We start from the raw sequence: 21,062 nt of genomic DNA, 5'->3' as shown, positions 1-21,062 counted from the left end.
CGGGGAACACCCGGCCCACGAGCCCACCCAGGAGTGCCGGATGAACACCACCGCCGACCACCCGACCCCCGTCCGCCGCACCCTCGACCTGGAGGGCCGCCGACTGTCCGTTCTCGACTTCGGCGGCGCCGGCCGCCCCCTGCTCGCCCTGCACGGCCACCTGGACCAGGGGGCCGCGTTCGCACCCCTCGCCCACGCACTGGGCCCCCGGTGGCGGGTCATCGCACCGGACCAGCGCGGCCACGGGGCCTCGGACCGGGCCGCCGACTACTCCCGCGAGGGGTACCTCGCCGACGCCCTCGCCGTGCTGGACCACCTGGGACTGGAGCGCGCCGTCGTCCTCGGCCACTCGCTCGGCGGCTTGAACGCCTATCAACTGGCGGCCCGTCACCCGCACCGCGTCGACGCCCTCGTGCTTGAGGACGCCGGCGCGGTGATGGGGGTCGACGACGGCAAGAACCCCTTCCTCTTCCTCAGCGGCAGCCCCTATCGGGCGGCCACCCGCAAGGAGCTGATCCATGGTCTCGGGCCGGCCGGGCCGATCTTCGCCGACGCCCTGATGGCCCTGCCGGACGGCACCTGGCGACTGCCGTTCCATCCCCAGGACATGATCGACTCCGAGGAGCTCAGCGAGGGCGACCACTGGGCCGACTGGCTGGCCACCGACTGCCCCGCACTGCTGGTCTATGGAGCACGCAGCCAGGTCGTCAGCCAGGCCCTGGCACAGGAGATGCTGCAGCGCAGGCCCAGCGCCCGCGCCGTCCAGCTGGACACCGACCACTTCGTACACGCCACCCGCCCCGACGAATTCGCCGACGCAGTACGCACCTTCCTCAAACAACTCCCCCAGGACGACGGGGACGCGGCAGGCGGCAACGCCGATCGATACGACGCATGAGGGGTCGTCGGTCGTGGCACCGTCAGATACGGCGGATCGCGTAGATCGAGCCGATCTCGGACATCTTCTCGAACTTCACCACGGTGCCGGTGTGCGGGGCGTGGAACAGCAGGCCGCCCCCGGCGTAGATGCCGACATGGGAGTCGTTGTTGAAGAAGACCAGGTCGCCGACCTTGATGTCGGCGAGGCTGACCGAGGTGCCCTTGTCGATCTGATCGTAGGTGGTGCGGCCGATGGCCACCCCGGCCTGGGCGAAGGCCCACTGGGTCAGGCCCGAGCAGTCCCAGCGGTCCGGGCCGGTGCCCCCGCGCTGGTAGGGGTCGCCCTGCTGGGTCTCGGCGGCGGCCAGCGCTGCCATGCCGACCGAGCTGCCCGGCGCGCTGGGGCCGCTCGCACCGCTGGTGCTGCTACCCCCGCCGCTCGCACCGCCTGAGCCAGCGCCCGAGCCTGAGCCGTGGCCGGCTGCGATGTTCTGGGCGCTGGACTTGGCCTGGGCATCCGCCGCGTCCTGAGCGGTCTTGAGCGCGGCGGCCTGAGCGGCGGTCAGCGAATCCAGCTCGGCCTTCGCCGCGTCCAGCCGCTGCTGCATGGTGGTCCTGGCAGCCGCCAGTTGCTTGCTGGTCGCGTCCAGCTGCTTCAGTTTGGCCTCGGCGTCGGCCTTCGCCCGGTCCAGGGTCGCCTGCTGGGCCTTGAGGTCGGCGAGGATGGCGGCCTGACTGTCGGCGACCCGGCTCTGCGCGGACGCCTGGTTGAGGTAGTCCGTCGGGTCCGAGGAGAGCATCAGCTGGACCGAGGGGTCGATCGCCCCGCTGCGGTACTGCACGCTGGCGATGGCGCCGAGGACGGAGGCCTTCGCGGTGACCGAGGCCTGCTGCCGGGCCACCTGGTCCTGCAGCGTGTTGATCTGCTTCTGCAGCGCCTGCTGGTCGGACTGGGCCTTGTCGTACTGCTGAACCGCCGCGTCCGCGTCGTTGTTCAGCTTGTCGATCTGTGCCTTGAGCTGGGCGGTGGTCTGCTTCGGCGCCGCCTGCGCCGACTGGCCGCCGGTCGCGGACAGGGCAACAGTGGTGGCCGCGGCAGCCGTGAGCACGGATATGCGGGCGCGACCGGGATTCCTGGGACGACGATGGGACGCCACGAAGGCGAGCTCCTTCTTCCTACGTCCGCCTACCGGGTGAGCTGACGGGTTCGGGCTGGAAGACGCGCCCTACAACGCCTCACCGGCGTACCGGCCTGACGTCGATTCACCCCGAGGGAACATGGTTCCCCGGCTCCGAAACTGACGGACAGCCACTGCGGTCACTCCCATGGCACGGAAGCGGGACTGCCGTACGGTCGGACTCGGCGGAAACCCCCGCGGCCCCCCGGAACGGGAGGACGACTTCGCGGTGGTTCGACCGCAGACACTAGTGACCCGACCGAGACCCGATCAATTGCCCGCGTGAAAGGCATCCGATTCCCCTGGAATGCGCCCCGGAATTCCTTACGCGCGGTAACCGCAGGATGACCGCGGAACAATCACGCAGCAGTCAAACCGGACATACAATCCAGGGTTCCAGGATCACAGCGTGACAAGACGCATATCCGAACCGGCCTCCTGACCGGCTGCTACCAAAGGTATCCGTCCACGGGAACGGGCCTGGCCGGACGCTGGTCGACGCCGACCAGTTCGAGCAGGTCCCGTTCGAGGTTGACGGCCAGGGCGGTGATGGGGACGTCCTGGGTACGGTTGGCGAAAGGCTCCTCGGTGGATGCACCGACCCGCTCGACCATGCGGAAGAACAGGGTGATCAACAGTGCGGAGGGAATGACCAGCCAGCGGTAGGAAGTCAATGCGCTGATCGCGGCGAAGGGGAACACCACCACGTAGGAGTGCACGAACAACCGGCTCAGATAGTCGTGCGGCCGCGGGATCGGCGTGTTGCTCATCCGCTCGGCGAGCGCCTGCTGGGTGGACAGACCGGCCAGGGCGGTCTCCATCTGGAAGTTATCCAGACCGGACAGGATGCCGAGGCCGTATCCGCGGAAGATGGCCTGGCTCTGCAGCCGGGCCAGCACGGCGGGGCGGTTGTCCGCCGCCAGCACCAGCTCGGCCTCCTCGGGGGACAGCAGCCGAGTGAGCTCGAGGGTGGCGTCCTGCCGGCGCAGCAGTCGGGCCAGGCTGTACGCCCACGCTGCCTGCCGGTTGGCGAACTCGTGTTGCCAGGCCCGGACGGTGTCGGGGTCGATCGCGGGGTCGGCGAGTTTGGCATCGGTGACACTGCGGGCGACCCGGATCAACGTCCGTGACTGTCCCGTCAGTTGGGCCCAGATGCCACTCGCCTCCCACCAGCGCTGGTAGGCCGTGTTGGCACGGAAGGCGAGCAGGATCGCCAACGCGGTTCCCAGCACGGTGGCGAGCAGCGAGGGCAGCGCGAGCCAGCCGATGCCGGCCTGGTCGACCAGCAGGTAGGCCACCGTGCTGCTCACCGCCGCGAGCCCCAGATCGAACCGGACGAACGGAAGAGTTCTGCTGACGTTGAAGCTTCCCTTGACGATCACCGTGCCAGCCTAGCCGCGTCACGTCGCCACAGGCCACGGGAGACAGTTCGTTTCGAGCGAAACCCGCCCCGCGGCATGTGCGCCTTACAGCAGACCTGAATTGACATATCATCACCTGAGCGACATCCGTGGGCACGGAGATCCACCACGGCCCAGGTCAGTCACGCGGGCCGCGCAGGGCGATCAGGACGACCCCTGCCAGCAGGACCAGCACCACGAACAGTCCCGCGCCGGTGTCGTGGCCCGGCCTGGTGACCCAGATCCAGGGTGTGCGCCAGGCTGCGGCCAGAGCGAATTCCGCGACCACCGTGTAGGCCAGCGGTCCGACCCACGACACCGCGCCGCCTAGGGCAGCGGCCGACAGCAGGCCGATGCCGGTCAGCCCGGCGACGCTGCGCAGCAGTTCCCAGCATCCCCCCGGAAGGTGCGCACCCGCCGCGCCCGCGGCCAGCAGGCCCACCGCAGCGCCCGTCAGCGCCAGTGCACTGCCGACCCGCAGGTACGGCAGCCACCGCCCGGTGCTGCGCTCGCTCTCGCCGAAGGGGTTGCGGGCCGCTACGGCGACCACCGACGCGGCCGCCGCCTCGATCAGCAGCGGCGTCTGCTGCGCGGCCGCGCCGTCGCCGACAGCCCAGTGCAGCAGCAGTGTGCACCGCAGCGCGATCCCGCAGCCGACCAGCGCCAGCAGCGCGCCGGGCACCTGACGGCTCAGCAGATGCAGTCGGACCAACCGCACGGCTGCGCCGCGGCGAAGGGCCCGGCCTCCGGCCGCCCCCATGGTCAGCGCGCTCACGGCAGCTGGTCCAGGGTGATCCGGCCGGCCCGAAGGTCCGCGAGGTGGGCCGTCAGCCAGGCGTGCCTGGTGGCGGCGGGCAGCGCGGCGAACCGCTGCCCGGCGGCCTGGACCGGGGTGCCCGGTCCCGACAGCCCGGCCGGGGCGGCCTGCACGGCCACCAGCACGGCCAGTTCGTCGGACGGCACGCCGACCGCCTGCAGCAGTCCCTCGGACACCGCCTGCTGGGCCGGCCCGGCGTGACCGACCAGGCCGTCCACCACCGGGACCGCCACCAGCGGAAGCACCTGGGCGTGCAGGTACGCGGCGCTGGACCACAGCTGCACCGCGGAGCAGCAGCCGCGGCCCTGTCCGCCCGGGCCCAGCCAAACCGCGCCGTCGTAGCCGAAGTCGAAGGAGACCTGCGCGACCGGCGGCGTCCCGGTGATCCGGGCGGCGGCCACCTGCGGGAAGCGCTCCGGGGCGGCCACCTGGTCCAGTCGCACCGGGGCGCCCGGCAGCCCGGCGACCTCGCGCCGCAGCGGGTCCAGCGCCGCGGTGGCGGCCGGCAGATAGCGGCGGTAGACCGGGTTGAGGCAGACCGGCACCGCGCCCGGCGAGCAGACCAGGACGGCGGGAATCGGGCGGTCGTCCGCGGCGTCGTGCAGGGCCGGGACGACCACTCCGGTGGCGGTGGCCTTCGCCGTGCCGACCAGGACGGTGGCGGTCACCGAGGCGGCCAGCCCGACGGCGACCACGGCCGCGGCGGCCCGGCGCAGCCCGATCGCACCGCAGGTGCGCTGCACGCCCAGCAGGCCCAGCGCCGCCACCGCGGCGCCGCCCATGAACAGGATCCTGGTGATCGACAGATCGGGCAGGTACGGGGTGAACACCCCGGCGTCGGGGCGCAGCACCTCCAGCGAGTACATGGGCGAGACGGTGGGTGACAACAACGCGAAGGTGCCGCCGCTGCGCAGGGTCTGCCGCAGCATCAGGGCGACGACGATGGCGGCCAGGGGCGCGGTGAACCGGCTGGGCAGCAGCGTTCCGGCGGCGAACCCGGCGGCGCCGAAGGCGAGCACGGCGACCTCGGTGACCGCGACCGGCCACCACAGCGGCCGACCCGCGGCGCCCTGGGCGGCGGTCACCCCGTAGAGCGCTGCCACGCACAGCAGGTTGGCCAGCAGCGCCCAGCACAGCGCGGCCGTACAGGTGGTCAGCCGGGCCGCCCAGCGTGGCAGGGCGGTGGCCCCCACCTGCTCGTCGGTGCCCCGCCGGCGGTCGCGGCCGCCCGCCCAGGCGGCGGCGCCGATCACGAAGGGGGCGAAGTCGTCCGCGGCCGAGCCCTGACGGAGAATCAGCGCCCGCGAGCCCCACAGCGGGGGCAGGACCATGGTGCTGCGGTAGGTGTCCAGCCAGAAGACCAGGACCGCCAGCGGCAGGATCCACAGCATCGGGCTGCGGCGGAGCTCCAGCCGCAGCAGCCGGCCGGCGCTGGTCCTCAGCACGCCCGGCAGCGCGATCCGGCGGGGCGCCCTGGCCGGCAGCAGCACGGCGCTCATGAGCGGGCCTCCGCCAGCACCGCGGTGTAGCCGCGTTCCAGCGGGGCGTCACCGGTGCCGTGTCCCTCACCGCGGGCGGTGAGCTGTTCCGGCGTGCCCTGGAAGGCGATGCGCCCCTGGTGCATCAGGACGACCTCGCCGCAGGCGGCCCCGACGTCCTCGACCAGGTGGGTGCTGACCACCACGGTCGCCCGGGTGCCGAGGTCGCGCAGCAGGGTGCGGAACTCGACCCGCTGCTCGGGGTCGAGGCCGGCCGTGGGCTCGTCGAAGAGCAGCAGTTCGGGATCGTTGACGATGGCCTGGGCGATCCCGGCGCGACGGAGCATGCCTCCCGACAGGGTGCGCAGCTTGGACTTGGCCTTGTCCCCCAGGCCGACCCGCTCCACGGCCGCGGCCACCGCGGCGGGCACCCGGGCCGGGGGCACCTCCTTGAGCAGGGCGAAGTACTCCACGAAATCCACCACGGTGAACCCCGGGTAGTAGCCCAGGTCCTGCGGCAGGTAGCCGAGCCGGCGCCGGATCTCGCGGCGCGGGCCCGCCGCGCCGGGATCTCGCTCCAGCAGCCGCAGGGTGCCCGAGCTGGGCGGGATGACGGTGGCGATCATGCGCAGCAGCGAGGTCTTGCCGGCGCCGTTGGGACCCAGCAGCCCCAGCACCCCGGGCCCGGTGCGCAGGTCGACGCCGTCCACCGCCCGGGTGCGGCCGAACCGCCTGGTCAGGTCGTTGATCTCGACGTTCATGACAGTCCCTTCGGAGTTCTGGTCATCACCAGCACGACAACGGAGCAGCCGGCCGCCAGGGCCAGGCAGGGCAGGACGAAGGCGGAACCGGTGACGGCCTCGGCGACCCGCCCGGTGGCGGACTGCCCGGACAGCACCGCGACGGCCCAGGCGCCCATGCCGGCGGCGGCACCCGCGTTGGGCGAGCGCGCCGTCGTCGCCACGGCCAGGGCCAGGGCCGAGACCGCGGTCATCGGTGCCAGCCAGCCGAAGGCGACCGCGGCGGCGGCGCCCGAAACGGCGGAGGCCAGCAGCCCCAGCGCGGCGTCCAGGGCGAAGACCGCCAGCACCCGGGCCAGCAGCACGCTGCGGTCGCTGACGGCCATGCTCCGGGACAGCTCCCACGCCGGGTCGAGCCCGGGACCGTAGGCATAGGCGACGGCGACCGCGGCGAGCGCCGGCGCGGCCAGCGCCACCACCGGCTGGCCCGTGCCGACCGAGGCGACCGCACCCAGGGCGAACACCAGCACACTGGCAACCAGCCAGGGCAGCAGCAGGGACGGCGTGGTCAGCAGGGCCCTGGCGAGCCCCGGGGAGCGCAGCGCCCTGGCGGCCAGCCGCTCGCACGGACCGGGCCGCCGTCGCCACACCTCGGACGCGACTCCCAGCCAGACCCGTTCGAGGTCCGGTTCCGGCCCGTCCGGAACCTGTCCTGGCGCAGAGTTCACAGCCCCTCCTCCCGCACCGCGCGTCCGAGGAGCGCAGCCTGCATCAGCCGCCGGACCCGATGGGCCCGGCTCTTGACCGTGCCCGAGGGCACGCCCAGCCGTTGCGCAACCTCGTGCACCGGCTGGTCCTGTACGTAGTAGAGGTGCCAGACCTCACGTTCGGTGCTGGTCGCCGGCCCCAACGCCGCCACGGCCGCGGCCAGTTCGGCGCGGTTCACCACGGTGTCGGCCACGTCGCCGACCGGGTCGGGGCCGCGCAGGGCGGCGAGGACCAGGTCGTCGACCGGGCTGGGATCGCGGCCGTGCCGGCGCAGCCAGGCCGCGGCCTGGCGGTGCGCTATCACCCACAGCCACCCGCCCGCGGAGCCCACCGGCCGGTAGCCGGCGGCGCTGCGCCAGACCGCCAGGAAGGTCTCCTGGAGCACGTCCTCCACATCCTGGACCGCCAGCACTCGGCTCAACCGTGCCGCCAGCCACGGGGCATGACGGTGGAACAGCTCTCGCAGCGCCCCGTCGTCGCCGCCGGCCAGGCGGGCGATCAGCTCGTCGTCGTCCATCACCACCTCTATTGCGCCGCACCGGGGTTCGGTTCACCAGATCCGGATGAATCCACGCGCCGGGCGCTGGAACCCGATCACCGGCCGGCACGTCGAAGCGGCATGACAGTACAGCGGAGGACACGCGTGTCGGGACTGCTGTTGGCCGCGGCGCTGACCGTGCTGACGGGGTGCGGGAGCGCGAACAGCAGCGGCGGGAACAACGACAGGACGGCCGACGGGACGCTGGTGCGGGTGTCCGCGGCAGCCGCCGTGGCACCGGCGGCAGACCGGCAGGCAGCGGCGGCCGGCGGGACCGCCCTCGGTCTGGATCTGCTCCGGCAGTTGGCCGGCTCGAACAACCAGGCCGGCAAGCAGAACCTCGCGGTCTCCCCCGCCAGCCTGCAAGGCGCGCTGGCGCTACTGCTGCCCGGCGCGCAGGGGGCGACCGCCGACGAGATCCGCAAGCTGCTCGGCACGCGGCTCTCCGCCGCCGAGTACGCCGCCGCGCTGGGCACGCTGCGCAGGGACGAGCAGGCCCAGGCCGCCAAGGACCACAACCAGCTCAGCTACGCCGACGACCTCTGGGCCCAGCAGGGCCTGAAGCTGGACCGGACCTATCTGCGGACGCTGGCCGCGGCCTTCGCGACAGGCGTGCACACCGCGGACTTCGCACACCACGCCGACCAGGCCACCGACGCGATCAATGCGACGGTCTCCCAGGAGACCCGAAAGATGATCACCAAGCTCTTCGACCAAGGCGCCCTGGGTTCCGACACCCGGCTGGTGCTGACCGACGCGCTCTACCTGCACGCCGACTGGGCATCACCGTTCGACCCCAACCAGACCTCCCAGGCCGACTTCCACCTCGCGGACGGCAGCACCGTCCCGGTGGAGACCATGAGGTCGGAGCACTACGTCAGCACCGCCTCGATCCCCGGCTGGCAGGCTGCCGAACTCCCCTACCAGGGCGGACACCTGGCGATGGACCTGCTGCTTCCCGACTCCGCGACCAGCACCCGACTGCCCACCGGCGCACAGCTGGCCGCGGCCGTCGCCGCGCTGGGCAGCTCTCATCAGCAGGCGGGGATCCATCTGCCGAAGTTCCACTTCGAGTACGGTGGCGAGCTGAGCGGGGCGCTGCGCGCCCTGGGCATGCGGACCGCCTTCACCGGCGACGCGGACCTCGGCGCGATCACCACCGACCACACCCCCCTCCATGTCACCACCGTGGTCCAGCGCACCAAGGTTGATGTGGACGAGCGGGGAACCACAGCGGCCGCCGCGACCGGCGTCGGCGTGGGGATGGGCGCGGTCGCCCCGGCCCGGATCCAGCTGGACTTCGACCATCCGTTCGTCTTCGCCGTCCGCGACACCACCACCGGCCAGATCCTCTTCCTCGGCCAGGTCCTCGACCCGCTCGCGAGCTGATCCGCCCCGATCGGTCCGACGCCCGGGCATCGGCAGCGGTCCGCCGCTGACCTCGGCCTCACCGAGGGCAGCGGCGTCCGGCCCCCTCAGCTGCTGATGATCTGCAGCACCGGCGGGTAGGCCGCGTTCTCACGGCTGTTGAGGAGCACCGCCAGGCCCACCGCGCCCAGCGGTTCCCAGACCGCCAGCGAGGCCGTACCGTCGCCACCTGCCGCGGTGACGGCGGCGGCGACCGCGGTGGTGACGTCGAGTCCGATCCAGTCCGCGGCGGTGGAGATCTGGCCGGTGCCCAGCGCGGTGCCCAGGGCGGGAGCGGTGTTCCAGGTCACCGCCGATTCGGTCCAGGTGTCGCTCGCCGTGGCGAAGGCCTGCAGGGTGGTCTGGGTGCCGCCCGAGTCGGCGACGTTGCCGTGGGTCCACAGCACCGCCCGGGAGACCGTTCCGGTGACCGCCGAGGCGTCGAACGCGAACAGCGCCCGGCGCGAGTATCCGCTGGCGGTGCTGTTGGTGTTCTTCACCGTCAGCGTGGTCGCGGTCCCGTAGTTGACGGTGTTGTAGGCGCTGCCGTCCCGGACGTAGCTGTCCGCGGTGGGCGCGAGCAGGGTCAGTGCGGAGGCGGTGAGGGCGGTGCCCGAGGTGCTCAGCGTCGCCGTGCGGGAGGCGCCGTGGCTGCCGCCGACCTCCGCGAGCAGCGTGATCGCCCCGCCGGACGAGGACAGCACCGAGATGCCGGTGCCCGCGGTGGCCGAGGTGTAGCCGGAGCGGGCGACGGTCACCTGCACCGTCGAGGCCAGGCGGGAGGGGTCGGCGACGGTCACCGTCAGGGTGCCGCTCTGCTCGACCATCAGCACCGAGCACGGTGCGTTCACGGTGATCGGTCCCGCGGTGCCGGCGGCGAAGAAGTTGGCGGCGGTGACGCCCGAGGCGGTGTCGGTGACGGCCTGCGCCGTGGCGCTGTTGACCAGCACGCTGACCGTCGGCGCGGCGGCGCGGGCCGCGGTGGCTGCGGCGGTTGCGCCGGGCATCAGCAGGTAGCTGTAGGAGCCGGCCGTCGGATCGGTGCCGTGGTCGAACCAGAGGGTGAGGTAACGGCGGGTCACCTCGGTGGTCATGTCGTTGGAGTTGATGTCGGACCAGGCCCCGGTCCGGGCCTCGCGCAGGGCGTTGACGGTGGCCCCGCCGGGGAACACATAGCCGCCGAAACCCGCGATCGCGATCGAGCTCGCCGCAGTGAACTGTGAGGACCAGCCGAGGGTGGTGGACTGCGAGGTGCCGTTGACGGTGAGCGCGTGGGTGCCGGTCGCACCCAGGTTGCGGTTGTCGATCACGGTCTCCACCGCGACGCCGTCGGTGCAGCTGATCCCGGCGCCCAGGCACATCACCGAGTCGTCCAGGAAGAACCAGGACTTCTTCCCGGTCAGGGTGCTGGACAGGCCCCGGACGTCCTGGCCGATCGCCGCGTAGCTGCCGTCGGTGGCTCCCCCGGCCCAGACCGCGGCCGGGTGGGCCGCGCCCCAGACTCCGCCCGCACCGTCGGCCAGTGCCAGTGTCGACACCGTGGTGCCGGGCAGCCGGTAGGGGTTGACGGTGGGCCAGAAGGCGTCCGAGTACTGCCCGTTGCCGTAGCCGGCGCCCCACCAGTAGAGCATGCCGTTGTTGGTGTGCCAGCCGCGGACGTTCTCCCCGTTGCCGTTCTCGTAGAAGGTGGTGCGGGCCGAGCACATGCTCACCGCGGCGGCCCAGCCGCTGCGGCGGTGCACGGCGCGGTCCATGGCGAAGACCCGGTGGCCCGAGGGCTCGGCCGAGGCGGTGACCGTGGAGTCGTTCAACAGTGTCTGGGCGCGGGCGAGTTCCGGCACTCCCTGGGTGGCGTCGGAGAGGTAGGGGCTGTAGTAGTCGCGCTGCATCCAGCCCTTGACCGTCGCCAGCCACTGCGCGCTCTGGGTGCTGGAGGCCACTCCCGAGTCGGCCAGGCGCAGGATGTCGGCGATCAGGGTGTGTCCGCGCCGGTGGTCGTCCTGCTGGATCTGCAGCGGGTCGGTGACGGCCAGGCCCCGGCTGATGGCCCGCCCCACCACTCCGTCCATCACCAGGCCGTTGAAGAGGAAGGGCGCATAGGCGTTGGCGACCGAGTCGAAGACGTTCTGCTGCCCGGTGTCGGTGACCGCCCAGGTGGAGCCGGACAGCAGCCAGAGCATCCGGCTCAGGCCGCCGAGCATCACCTCGCCGTAGGAGCCGGTGTAGGGGACGTAGGTGTGCTGGACGAAGGAGCCGTCGGCGTAGAGCCCGTCGCCGGTGAGCACGTAGGGGAAGACCGGGGAGAGCGCGGCAGTGGCGGTCGCCAGCTTGGCGGAGCTCTTGCCGAGGACACCGCGCAGCGCGATCACCCGGCACAGGTCCACCCGGTTGGCCCCGGTACTGGTCCCGCTGTAGGAGGAGACGGCGGAGTCCGGTACGTAGTGGTCGACGGCGGCGCAGTAGTTCGCGATCTCGGTGGAGCTCAACTGGGAGTACATCAGCACGCAGGTGTCCAGCAGCGCCTCCGGACTGCCGATCTGCCAGTCCCACCAGTTGTTGTACGTGGTCGCAGAGGCGGTGTAGGCGTTGGCGCAGAGGAAGTCCAGACCGCTGGTCACCGCCGCCGCCAGGGTCGCGTCGCCGGTCAGGCCGGTGCCCGGCTGGACGTAGGCCAGGGCCATGGTCTTCAGGCGGTTGTAGCTGGAGGTGATGTTCGCCGAGACGCTGCCCAGCGGCAGATCGCTCCAGAGCGAGCTGCCGCTGGTGGTCATGGCGCCCTGGTAGGTCGAGGCCTGGGTGCCGATGGTGGACAGCGCGGAGGCGAAGGGGGCCGCCGTGGCGTCGAAGCCGGTGCCGGTCAGCAGCTCCAGCCAGCGCCCGCGCAGGGTGTCGTAGGCGTCGTCGGCCCAGGCGTGCGGCGCGGACGCCCACTGGGCCGTGCTCGCCAGCGCCGTGGTGGCTGCGCCCAGCTGAAGGATCCGTCGTCGGGTGAAGTGCGTACTCATGGGGGTCTCCTCGCCGATGCGTCCGCAGGCCCGGAGCCTCCCGCTCCGATTGACGAGAAGGTAAGCGCCTTCCAGCGACACGTCAACGGATTCGACGGAATATCAGGCAATCGGTTACCAGCCGACGGCGCTTGGGATCGCTGTGAATCACCACATCTACCGGGCTTCTTCCTCGCAGGTATTGACGAACCATGAGTCGAAAAGCTTGAATCTCGCCATCTCGTGTAACCGATTGCCTGCACTGCTACCACCAAGGAGACCAGCCTCCTCGTGTCCGAGAAGCTGACCGCAATGATCGCCATGCGCCCCGATCTCGTCGCCAGCGTGCTCCCCGAGCCGCTGATGGCCCGGCTGAGTGCGACCGCACGGATCGAACGCGTGCTGGCGGCCACCGACTTCGCCGAGCCGGAGGTCCTGCACACACTCGCCGGGACCGACGTGCTGATCACCGGTTGGGGCTGCCCGGTGGTCGAGGACTGGGTCCTGGACGCCGCGCCGAAACTGCGCGCCGTGGTCCACGCGGCCGGCTCGGTCAAGGAGTTGGTCAGCCCGACGGTCTGGGACCGCGGGGTCCTGGTCTCCTCCGCGGCCGCCGTCAACGCCCTGCCGGTGGCCCAGTACACCGTCAGCGCCGTGCTGCTGGCGGGCAAGCGGGCCTTCCGGCTCGCCAACGAGTACACCTCGACCGGCTTCAGGGACTACTCGGTCCAGCCCGACACCGGCAACCACGGCCGCACGGTCGGGGTGGTCGGCGCCTCCCGCACCGGTCGGCTGGTGCTCGCCATGCTCGCCGGACACGGGTTCCGGCTACTGGTGAGCGACCCGACCATCACCGAGGCACAGGCCGCCGCGCTGGTTCCGGACGGCCGGGTCGAACTGGTCGAGCTCGACGACCTGCTCATCCGCAGCGACGTGGTCACCGTGCACGCCCCGCTCCTCCCCGGCACCCGCGGCCTGTTGGACGCCCGTCGGCTGGCGCTGCTGCCGGACCACGCCGTGCTGGTCAACACCGCGCGCGGAGCCCTGATCGACACCGAGGCACTGGTCGCCGAATGTGCCTCGGGCCGGATCGACGCCGTCCTCGACGTCACCGACCCCGAACCGCTGCCGCACGGACACCCGCTGCTCACCCTGCCGAACGTGCTGGTCACCCCCCATGTCGCCGGTGCGATGGGGAGCGAGGTGAGCCGCCTGGGCGAATTCGCCGTGGCCGAGGTCGAGCGGCTCGCGGCCGGACTGCCGCTGCTCGGCCTGGTCGCCGCCGAGGAACTGGCGACCACCGCCTGAACCCGAACCGCACCGACCCGATGCCCGACCCGATGCCCGATCCGACCCTCACCCCGATGCTCCACCCCTCATGCTCCACCCCCTCGAAAGGAACAGCCATGAACAAGCCGAACCTGAACACCGTCGCCCCGCTCACCCGCAGATCCCTGCTGCGCACCACCGGCCTGCTGGGAATCGCCGCCGTCCCCGCCGTGTCCCTGCTCAGCGGCTGCGCCACCGGCGGCAGCGACGCCTCCTCCGGCACCTCCCCCGCCGCCGGCGCCACCAGCGCGGCCAACCCGCTCGGTGTCGACACCTCAGCGCCGCTGGAGGTCTACGTCTTCAAGGGCGGCTACGGCGACGACTACGCCAAGTTCGACGAGGCCATCTACAAGAAGTCCTTCCCCAAGGCGACCATCACCCACAACGGCATCCAGCAGGTCCAGACCGAGCTGCAGCCGCGCTTCGTCGCCGGCAACCCGCCCGCGGTCATCGACAACAGCGGTGCCAGCGCCATGGTGCTGGGCACCCTGGTCGGCAACGGCCAGGTCACCGACCTCAGCGACCTGCTCAAGGCCCCCTCGATCGACGACCCGTCCAAGACCGTCGCCGACACCCTGCTGCCCGGGGCGCTGACCGCGACCACCTTCGACGGCAAGGTGATGGCACTGCCCTACGTCTACACCGCCTACGGCTTCTGGTACTCCCAGTCGCTGTTCCAGAAGAACGGCTGGGAGTGGCCGACCACCTGGTCCGGACTGGTCACCCTGGCCGGGAAGATCAAGGCGGCCGGGATCTCCCCCTTCGCCTACGGCGGCCAGACCGCCCCCGACTACTTCATGCAGCCGCTGATCAGCCTCGCGGTGAAGCTCGGCGGCGTGAGCACGGTCACCGACATCGACAACCTCAAGGCCGGCGCCTGGCAGTCCGAGCCCATGCAGCAGGCCGCCCAGGCGATAGCCGCGCTGGTCAAGAACGGCTGGATGATGTCCGGCAGCGCCGGTCTGACGCACACCCAGGCACAGACCTCCTGGGTCCAGGGCAAGGCGGCGATCTACCCCAGCGGCTCCTGGATCGAGGCCGAGATGAAGGGCATCACGCCCGACGGCTTCGACATGGTCCTGGGCACCCTCCCCTCGCTCACCGCCGCCGACCAGCTGCCGGTCACCGCGCTCTACACCGGCGCCAGCGAGAAGTACATCGTCCCGGCCCAGTCCAAGAACGTCCGCGGCGGCCTGGAGTTCCTGCGCATCATGCTGTCCCAGTCCGCGGCCACCCACTTCTCCGAGCTCACCCACGCGCCGACGGTGGTCAAGGGCGCGGCCTCCGGGCAGGACTTCGGCTCGACCGCGTTCGGCTCGGTCACCAAGGCGATCACCGCCGCCGGGGACAACACCTTCATGTACCTCTTCCCCAGCTGGTACCCGACCATGGCCACGACCCTGAAGACGGAGATCGGCAACCTGCTGGCCGGGCGCAGCGACGCGGCGGGCTTCCTGAAGAAGATGCAGGCCACGGCCGACGCCGTGACCGCCGACTCCTCCATCAAGAAGTACACCCGCTGACCGTCCTGACGAAGAACGGAGTTCGCTGCCATGGGGCACGGAAAGTACCGCATCATCACGCTGTTCCTGGCAGCGCCGCTCACGCTCTACGGGGTGTTCGTGCTGTCCCCGTTCGCCCAGGCCTTCTACATCTCGCTGACCAGCTGGACCGGTTTCACCGCCGCCCAGCCCTTCGTGGGCCTGGCCAACTACCGCAAGCTGGCCTCGGACCCCGGCTTCTGGACGGCCCTGGAGCACAATGCGCTGCTGCTGGTGGCCGTCCCGCTGGTGACCATCGCGCTGGGGCTGTTCTTCGCGAGCACGCTCAACGTGGGCGCCTCGGCCGGGACGGTCAAGGGGGTGCGCGGCGCCGGGCCCTACCAGAAGCTGTTCTTCCTGCCGCACATCCTGCCCGCCGTCATCACCGCGGTGCTCTGGCAGTTCCTGTACAACCCGCAGCTGGGGCCGATCAACTCGGCCCTGGACGCGGTCGGCCTGGGCAGCCTCAAGGCCACCTGGCTGGGCGACCCGGCGGTGGCCCTGTGGTCCCTGGCCGCGATCATGGTCTGGACCGGGGTCGGCTTCTACGTGGTGCTGTTCAGCGCCGCCATGCAGTCCATCCCCAAGGACATCTACGAGGCCGCCGACCTGGACGGCTCCTCCCGGGCCCAGACCATGTGGCGGATCACCCTGCCGTTGCTGCGGGAGACCGTCCAGGTCGCCTGGATCTACCTGGGCATCGCCGCACTGGACGCCTTCGCGCTGTTCGAGGTGCTGCTGCCGGACGGCGGCCCCGACAATTCCACCAATGTGGTGGCCCAGTACCTGTACCAGGCGGCCTTCCAGAACGGGGAGTTCGGCTACGCGTCGGCCATCGGCGTGGTGCTGTGCCTGCTGACCCTGCTCATGGCCGCGGCCACCTTCGGGCTGTCGCGCCGCGAGACCATCGAATTCTGAGGAGGCCGCAATGACCGACACCACCACCCCTCCGCTGTCGGCGGAGCCCGACGCCGGCCCGCGGTCCGACTCGCCGGGTGATTCCCCGCAGGCTGCCGGAAGCAGTCCGCACCGGCCTGCCGGGCGGCTGTCCCGCCGCCTCGGCACCGGGGCCACCCAGGGATTCCTGGGCGTCTGGGCGCTGCTGGCCGCCGTCCCGCTGCTCTGGGCCCTGGTCAGCGCCTTCAAGACCAACAACGAGCTGTTCGCCAGCCCCTGGAAGCTGCCCGCGACCTGGCACTTCGACAACTTCGTCCGGGCCTGGACCAAGGCGGACATCGGCGAGTACTTCGTCAACACCGTGATCGTGGTCGTCGGCGCGCTGGCGCTGACCATGCTGCTCGGCTCCATGGCCGCCTATGTGCTGGCCCGGTTCCGCTTCCCCGGCAACCGCGTCATCTACTACGCCTTCGTGGCCGGGATGACCTTCCCGGTGTTCCTGGCCCTGGTCCCGCTGTTCTTCGTGGTGAAGAACCTGAACCTGCTCAGCAGCTACCCGGGGCTGATCCTGGTCTACACCGCCTATGCGCTGCCGTTCACGGTCTTCTTCCTCACCGGCTTCTTCCGCACCCTGCCCACTTCGGTGGCCGAGGCCGCCGTCATCGACGGCTGCTCGCAGGAGGGCGTGTTCTTCCGGATCATGCTGCCGATGGCCAAGCCGGGGCTGGTCAGCGTCGCCATCTTCAACTTCCTGGGCATGTGGAACCAGTACCTGCTGCCGCTGGTGCTCAACTCCGACCAGCACAAGTACCTGCTCTCCCAGGGCCTGGCCGCACTCGCCGTGCAGCAGGGCTACGCCAACGACTGGAGCGCGCTGTTCGCCGGACTGGTCATCGCGGCGCTCCCGGTGGTCGCGCTCTACCTCGCCCTGGCCAAGAAGGTGCAGACCGGACTCAGCGTGGGACTGCTCAAGTGATCACTCATCCCTATACTCCCGGTATGCCGGATGCCTCTGAGCCATCGCCGACCCCCGCCCGCGCCGCCACCGTGCGCGACGTCGCCGCCAGGGCCGGGGTCTCCACCGCGACCGTCTCCCGGGTGCTCACCGGAAACCGGCCGGTCTCCGCCGAGGTGCGGCGCCGGGTCCGCAAGGCCATCGAGGACCTGGATTACGTGGTCAACGAGCAGGCCCGCTCCCTGTCGGTGGCCAACTCGCGCACGGTGGCGATCCTGCTCGCCGACATCACCTGGCCGTTCCACAACCAGGTCGCCAGGGGCGTGGAGCAGGAGGCCGTGGCCGAGGACCGGATGTGCCTGGTGTGCACCACCATGGACGACCCGGACCGGGAGATGGCACTGATCGAGCTGCTGCGGAAGCGCAACACCGAGGCCGTGGTGCTGATCGGCGGGGTGCGGGACTCCCCCGAGTACCGGACCAGGATCGGCAGGCTCGCCCAGGCCCTGGACGGCGCGGGCTCGCGACTGGTGTTCTGCGGACGCCCGACGCCGGACCCGGCGCTGCCGATCACCGTGGTCGAGTACGACAACGAGGGCGGCGCCTTCGCCGCCGTCTGCCATCTGCTGTCCCTGGGCCACCGGCGGATCGCCTTCCTCGGCGGTCCGCCCGGCTACACCACCACCGCACCGCGGCTGGCCGGCTACCGGCGCGCGCTGCGGGACTTCGGGGTCGAGCCCGACCCGGCGCTGGTGCGGCACTGCCGCCCCGACGGTGAACCCTCCCGGCAGTTCGGGTACCGCACCGTCCAGGCACTGGTCGAGCAGGGCCCGCTGCCGTTCACCGCCCTGTTCTGCTACGACGACCTGGTCGCCGCCGGCGCCATGGCAGCCCTGCGGGAGGCCGGAGTCGACGTCCCCGGCGACATCTCGGTGGTCGGCTACAACGACGAGCCGACGGCCCTGGACGTGGTCCCCGGCCTCACCACCGTGCACGTCCCGCACCTGGAGCTCGGACGCACCGCGATGCGGCTGGCCCTGCACCGGGACGACCCGATGACCATGGCGATGCGTCAGAACACCGTCCTGGGCACCCACCTGGTGATCCGCGGCACCGTTCGGCGACCCGCGTCCTGAAAGGACACCCTCCGCACCATGTCCCGACGGACGACGCCCCGACCGCAGTTGCTCCTCCCGGACCACGACCACCGGATCTCCCCCCGCACCGGCTGGACCTGATCCCCCATGCTCATCTCCGACCGTCCCTGAGTCCCCTGGGAGCACCACCATGACCACCGCTGAGGACCGGGCTGGACCGGCTCGCCCTGGCCGATCTGCTCGCGCTGATCAACGCGCAGGACGCGACCGTTCCCGGGGCGGTCGCCGCCGCTCTGCCCCAACTGCAGCTCCTGGTGGAGGCCGGGACCTGTACCGGTGTCACCGGTAGTTCGTTGAACGGGTCGGCAGTGATGGCTTGACGAGATGTCAGGAGGGCCAGGTACGGGCCTGGGTCCTGAAGACCTCCGGGTCGCTGTGCACGGGCAGCACGCACAGCAGGTGTCCGCCGGGGGCGCGCAGGACGTGGCGCTCCAGCCACTGCGCTACCTGGGTGGCACCGAGGGAGAGCAGGCGCGCGGTCTCGGCTTCGACGTCGTCGGTCTCGATGTCGAGGTGGAATCGAGGTGCGTCGTCGACCGCCTGGATCGCGGTGACCAGCCCCGGCAGGGCGTCGTGGAGCGCGGTGAACTGCGGTTCGGCGGGTACTGGCTGAGCCGGCGCACCGAGGGCGGCGGACCAGAAGGAGGCCGCCCGAGCGGCCTCGGCTTCGGGAGTGTCGATCAGGATGGCGTAGACGCGGCTCCGATGCATGGGCCGCACGGTATCGGCCGCGCGGTCCCGTTGCCCAGGTCGGCCCAGGGCGTCGAGGAGTCCGCGCTCAGGCGCCGGCTGACGCTGCGTCATGGACGCGCCGGAGTTCGAGCACGGGGATGGTGCGGATGCCGGCCGTCTTGCGCTCGTACTCGGCGAAGCCGGGGTAGCGGCTCGCCTGCTCGGCGTAGAGCCGGTCGCGCTCGGCGCCGGTCACCTCGTGGACGGTCACCGGGTAGGTCTCGGTGCCGCGCTCGACACTGCCTTCGCCGGCGGCGGTCAGGTTGCGGTACCAGTCAGGATCCGTGGGCGCTCCGCCCTTGCTCGCGAAGACGTAGACGCGGTCCTGGTCGGTCTCGTGCGGCAGGTACATCATCGGGGCGATGTGCCCCTTCCCGCTCTTGCGGCCGCGGTGGTGGACCAGGACCAGCGGCGCGTCCTCGAAGGGCCCGCCGACCCTGCCCCCGTTCGCCCGGAACTCCTCGATGACCTGCTCGTTCCAGTTCACTGCTGCACTCATGTCACGTCTCCTCAGGACCGTTGCCGCACCTCGGCGGCCGGGGCTTGGATCTCCATCATGACGCCGCCGCTGCGTCCCCGGTCCGCGGCGTGCCGACGTCCGCCGCCAGGCGGGTGAGCCACTCGCGCAGCAGGTGCTGCTCGGCGCCGGTGAGGACGTCGGTGTCGGCCGGGAGGGCGGCGCGCAGTGCGCGGGCTGCCGCTGCGGGGCCGGACTCGGTGGCGGGGAGCGTCGGTTCCAGGCGGGTGACGGCGGCGACCATGGCCTCGCGCAGCAGGGTCAGCAGCGCCGGATCGCGGCGTTCCGCGGGGGTGGAGTGCCAGGTGGTGACCGCACCCAGGCCGGTGGCCTGGATGACCTGGGCGGCCATTTCCTCGTCGACCCGCAGCCACCCGCCGGCCGCCAGCCGGCGCACCCGGCCGTGGAGGATCTCCAGGCCCGCACGGTGTCCCAGGTCCGCCCCGCGGCCGGTGGCCCTGGTCATCACCGCGAACAGCTCGGGATGGGTGACCCCGAACTCGACCACCGTGTCCCAACCGCGGCGCAGCTCCTCCATCGGGTCCTGCCCGTCGGGGTCGAGGTGGGCGCGCTTGCTCTCCAGGAACTGTGCGTAGCCGTGCTCCGCGACGGCTTCGAGGAGCCCTTCCTTGTCGCCGAAGAGGCGGTAGATCGCCGGCGGCTGCATCCCGGCCGCGGCGGCGACTGCGCGGGTGCTCACCGCGTCGGGGCCGCCGGTCTCCAGGAGTTCGACGGCGGCCTCGACGATGCGGCGACGGGGGCTGTCGGTGGTGTCGCGCGTTGCCATGGACCGATGATACCGAGGATGTGGTTCCGCTGGTATTTCCAGTGCTACCATTTTCATGTTTCCACTGGAACCAGCATCGGGAGAACCCATGATCATCGTGACCGGAGCCACCGGACAGCTCGGCCGCCGCACCGTCGAACTGCTCCTGCAGCGCGTCCCGGCCGACCGCATCGGCGTCAGCGTCCGCGACCCCCGCAAGGCCCAGGACCTCGCCGACCGCGGCGTCCGGGTACGGCAGGGCGACTTCGACGACCCCGACTCGCTCCGGCACGCCTTCGAGGGGGCGGAGCAACTGCTCCTGGTCTCGCTCGACCGCACCGGCGAGGAGTGCGTCACCGGCCACCGCGCCGCCGTCGACGCCGCCGTGCAGGCCGGCGTCGGCCGCATCCTCTACACCAGCCAGATGGGCGCAGCCCACGACTCCCGCTTCCAGGCCTGCCGCGACCACGCCGCCACCGAGGACCTGCTGCGCGCCACCGGCCTGCCCTGGACCGCGCTGCGCAACGGCTTCTACGCGAGCAGCGCCCTGCAGTTCCTGCGCTCCGCCCGCCACAGCGGCGACATCGCCCTGCCCGCCGACGGCCCCGTCGCCTGGACCGGCCACGACGACCTCGCCGAGGCCACTGCGGCGATCCTGCTCGACGAGGGCCGCTTCCAGGGCCCCACCCCGCCGCTCACCGGCCCGGAGGCGCTCGACTTCGACGCCATCGCCGAGATCGCGGCCCGGGCCACCGGCCGCCCCTTCAAGCGCACCGTCCTCGGCGACGACGACTTCCGCGAGCAGACCCTGGCGCACGGCGCCCCAGCCCCGATCGCCGACCTGCTGCTGAGCATCTTCGCCGCGGCGCGCAACGGCGAGTTCACCACCGTCGACCCGACGCTGGCCGAACTGATAGGCCACCGTCCCGCCGACTTCCGCACCCTGCTGGAGCACGAATGGGCCGAGTGACGCCACGAC

The 21,062-nt window shown here is 71.5% G+C and carries 19 protein-coding genes and 1 riboswitch; of the genes, 8 read left to right on the top strand and 11 right to left on the bottom strand.

Features of this window, described 5'->3' with window-relative positions:
• The first annotated feature begins 40 nt into the window (after positions 1-40).
• Positions 41-898, top strand: a complete 858-nt coding sequence (locus ABUW04_RS11770; RefSeq protein ID WP_380564462.1) for an alpha/beta fold hydrolase — start codon at positions 41-43, stop codon at positions 896-898.
• A 22-nt stretch (positions 899-920) separates the two neighbouring features.
• Here ABUW04_RS11770 and ABUW04_RS11765 read toward each other — a convergent pair whose 3' ends face one another.
• The 7 genes from ABUW04_RS11765 to ABUW04_RS11735 form a co-directional block, all read right to left on the bottom strand.
• Positions 921-2,036, bottom strand: a complete 1,116-nt coding sequence (locus tag ABUW04_RS11765) for a C40 family peptidase (protein ID WP_380564461.1) — start codon at positions 2,034-2,036, stop codon at positions 921-923.
• Positions 2,037-2,046: 10 nt separating this feature from the next.
• Positions 2,047-2,200, bottom strand: a riboswitch (cyclic di-AMP (ydaO/yuaA leader).
• A 306-nt stretch (positions 2,201-2,506) separates the two neighbouring features.
• Positions 2,507-3,439 carry a bestrophin family protein gene (locus tag ABUW04_RS11760; RefSeq protein ID WP_380564460.1) on the bottom strand — a complete coding sequence of 311 codons (933 nt, stop codon included), beginning with the start codon at positions 3,437-3,439 and terminating at the stop codon, positions 2,507-2,509.
• 157 nt (positions 3,440-3,596) lie between these two features.
• Entirely contained in the window at positions 3,597-4,232 is a 636-nt protein-coding gene (locus ABUW04_RS11755; RefSeq protein WP_380564459.1) for a hypothetical protein, read from the bottom strand.
• Positions 4,229-5,773, bottom strand: a complete 1,545-nt coding sequence (locus ABUW04_RS11750; protein WP_380564458.1) for a hypothetical protein — start codon at positions 5,771-5,773, stop codon at positions 4,229-4,231. The genes ABUW04_RS11755 and ABUW04_RS11750 overlap by 4 nt, the downstream gene beginning before the upstream one ends.
• Positions 5,770-6,513: an ATP-binding cassette domain-containing protein gene (locus ABUW04_RS11745; protein ID WP_380564457.1), complete on the bottom strand. Its 744-nt coding sequence runs from the start codon at positions 6,511-6,513 to the stop codon at positions 5,770-5,772. The genes ABUW04_RS11750 and ABUW04_RS11745 overlap by 4 nt, the downstream gene beginning before the upstream one ends.
• Entirely contained in the window at positions 6,510-7,220 is a 711-nt protein-coding gene (locus ABUW04_RS11740; protein WP_380564456.1) for a hypothetical protein, read from the bottom strand. Before ABUW04_RS11740 ends, ABUW04_RS11745 begins: the two co-directional genes overlap by 4 nt.
• Positions 7,217-7,777 carry an RNA polymerase sigma factor gene (locus tag ABUW04_RS11735; protein ID WP_380564455.1) on the bottom strand — a complete coding sequence of 187 codons (561 nt, stop codon included), beginning with the start codon at positions 7,775-7,777 and terminating at the stop codon, positions 7,217-7,219. Before ABUW04_RS11735 ends, ABUW04_RS11740 begins: the two co-directional genes overlap by 4 nt.
• Positions 7,778-7,903: 126 nt before the next feature.
• On the opposite strand from ABUW04_RS11735, the gene ABUW04_RS11730 reads away from it, so the two are divergent.
• Entirely contained in the window at positions 7,904-9,187 is a 1,284-nt protein-coding gene (locus ABUW04_RS11730; RefSeq protein ID WP_380564454.1) for a serpin family protein, read from the top strand.
• 86 nt (positions 9,188-9,273) lie between these two features.
• On the opposite strand, the gene ABUW04_RS11725 is transcribed toward ABUW04_RS11730, so the two are convergent.
• Positions 9,274-12,210, bottom strand: coding sequence for a polysaccharide lyase family 8 super-sandwich domain-containing protein (locus tag ABUW04_RS11725; RefSeq protein WP_380564453.1), 2,937 nt, complete (start codon positions 12,208-12,210; stop codon positions 9,274-9,276).
• Positions 12,211-12,480: 270 nt separating this feature from the next.
• Here ABUW04_RS11725 and ABUW04_RS11720 point away from each other — a divergent pair, with 270 nt between their 5' ends.
• From ABUW04_RS11720 to ABUW04_RS11700, 5 genes are all read left to right on the top strand, one after another.
• Positions 12,481-13,497 (top strand): hydroxyacid dehydrogenase, encoded by a 1,017-nt coding sequence (locus ABUW04_RS11720; RefSeq protein WP_380564452.1) that lies wholly within the window; start codon positions 12,481-12,483, stop codon positions 13,495-13,497.
• A 98-nt stretch (positions 13,498-13,595) separates the two neighbouring features.
• Positions 13,596-15,041, top strand: a complete 1,446-nt coding sequence (ngcE, locus tag ABUW04_RS11715; protein ID WP_380564451.1) for an N-acetylglucosamine/diacetylchitobiose ABC transporter substrate-binding protein — start codon at positions 13,596-13,598, stop codon at positions 15,039-15,041.
• Between the two features lie 30 nt (positions 15,042-15,071).
• Complete coding sequence (locus tag ABUW04_RS11710; RefSeq protein ID WP_380564450.1) at positions 15,072-15,977, top strand: carbohydrate ABC transporter permease; 906 nt, start codon at positions 15,072-15,074, stop codon at positions 15,975-15,977.
• Positions 15,978-15,987: 10 nt separating this feature from the next.
• Complete coding sequence (locus ABUW04_RS11705; protein WP_380564449.1) at positions 15,988-16,932, top strand: carbohydrate ABC transporter permease; 945 nt, start codon at positions 15,988-15,990, stop codon at positions 16,930-16,932.
• Positions 16,933-16,955: 23 nt separating this feature from the next.
• On the top strand, positions 16,956-18,047 hold the full coding sequence (locus tag ABUW04_RS11700) for a LacI family DNA-binding transcriptional regulator (protein ID WP_030261466.1): 1,092 nt from the start codon (positions 16,956-16,958) through the stop codon (positions 18,045-18,047).
• A 348-nt stretch (positions 18,048-18,395) separates the two neighbouring features.
• On the opposite strand, the gene ABUW04_RS11695 is transcribed toward ABUW04_RS11700, so the two are convergent.
• From ABUW04_RS11695 to ABUW04_RS11685, 3 genes are all read right to left on the bottom strand, one after another.
• On the bottom strand, positions 18,396-18,779 hold the full coding sequence (locus ABUW04_RS11695; protein ID WP_380564448.1) for a VOC family protein: 384 nt from the start codon (positions 18,777-18,779) through the stop codon (positions 18,396-18,398).
• Positions 18,780-18,846: 67 nt separating this feature from the next.
• A complete protein-coding gene (locus ABUW04_RS11690; protein ID WP_030261472.1) occupies positions 18,847-19,299 on the bottom strand; it encodes a nitroreductase family deazaflavin-dependent oxidoreductase in 453 nt (150 codons plus the stop codon).
• A 55-nt stretch (positions 19,300-19,354) separates the two neighbouring features.
• Positions 19,355-20,104 carry a TetR/AcrR family transcriptional regulator gene (locus tag ABUW04_RS11685; protein ID WP_030261474.1) on the bottom strand — a complete coding sequence of 250 codons (750 nt, stop codon included), beginning with the start codon at positions 20,102-20,104 and terminating at the stop codon, positions 19,355-19,357.
• An 88-nt stretch (positions 20,105-20,192) separates the two neighbouring features.
• Here ABUW04_RS11685 and ABUW04_RS11680 point away from each other — a divergent pair, with 88 nt between their 5' ends.
• The gene (locus ABUW04_RS11680) at positions 20,193-21,053 is read left to right on the top strand and encodes an SDR family oxidoreductase (protein WP_380564447.1); all 861 of its coding nucleotides are present in this window, start codon (positions 20,193-20,195) and stop codon (positions 21,051-21,053) included.
• Positions 21,054-21,062 lie beyond the last annotated feature (9 nt).

It is taken from the genome of Streptacidiphilus jeojiensis (assembly GCF_042510965.1).
Lineage (GTDB): Bacteria > Actinomycetota > Actinomycetes > Streptomycetales > Streptomycetaceae > Streptacidiphilus > Streptacidiphilus jeojiensis.
Note: the sequence above shows the minus strand (reverse complement) of the source record. Positions and strands in the feature narration are given on the sequence as shown.

Excerpts from the sequence above, each read along its gene's own strand:
- ABUW04_RS11770 (WP_380564462.1), top strand. The coding sequence starts at position 41 with ATGAACACCACCGCCGACCACCCGACCCCCGTCCGCCGCACCCTCGAC.
- ABUW04_RS11750 (WP_380564458.1), bottom strand. The coding sequence starts at position 5,773 with ATGAGCGCCGTGCTGCTGCCGGCCAGGGCGCCCCGCCGGATCGCGCTG.
- ABUW04_RS11745 (WP_380564457.1), bottom strand. The coding sequence starts at position 6,513 with ATGAACGTCGAGATCAACGACCTGACCAGGCGGTTCGGCCGCACCCGG.
- ABUW04_RS11735 (WP_380564455.1), bottom strand. The coding sequence starts at position 7,777 with ATGGACGACGACGAGCTGATCGCCCGCCTGGCCGGCGGCGACGACGGG.
- ABUW04_RS11725 (WP_380564453.1), bottom strand. The coding sequence starts at position 12,210 with ATGAGTACGCACTTCACCCGACGACGGATCCTTCAGCTGGGCGCAGCC.
- ngcE (WP_380564451.1), top strand. The coding sequence starts at position 13,596 with ATGAACAAGCCGAACCTGAACACCGTCGCCCCGCTCACCCGCAGATCC.
- ABUW04_RS11710 (WP_380564450.1), top strand. The coding sequence starts at position 15,072 with ATGGGGCACGGAAAGTACCGCATCATCACGCTGTTCCTGGCAGCGCCG.
- ABUW04_RS11705 (WP_380564449.1), top strand. The coding sequence starts at position 15,988 with ATGACCGACACCACCACCCCTCCGCTGTCGGCGGAGCCCGACGCCGGC.
- ABUW04_RS11700 (WP_030261466.1), top strand. The coding sequence starts at position 16,956 with ATGCCGGATGCCTCTGAGCCATCGCCGACCCCCGCCCGCGCCGCCACC.
- ABUW04_RS11695 (WP_380564448.1), bottom strand. The coding sequence starts at position 18,779 with ATGCATCGGAGCCGCGTCTACGCCATCCTGATCGACACTCCCGAAGCC.
- ABUW04_RS11690 (WP_030261472.1), bottom strand. The coding sequence starts at position 19,299 with ATGAGTGCAGCAGTGAACTGGAACGAGCAGGTCATCGAGGAGTTCCGG.
- ABUW04_RS11685 (WP_030261474.1), bottom strand. The coding sequence starts at position 20,104 with ATGGCAACGCGCGACACCACCGACAGCCCCCGTCGCCGCATCGTCGAG.
- ABUW04_RS11680 (WP_380564447.1), top strand. The coding sequence starts at position 20,193 with ATGATCATCGTGACCGGAGCCACCGGACAGCTCGGCCGCCGCACCGTC.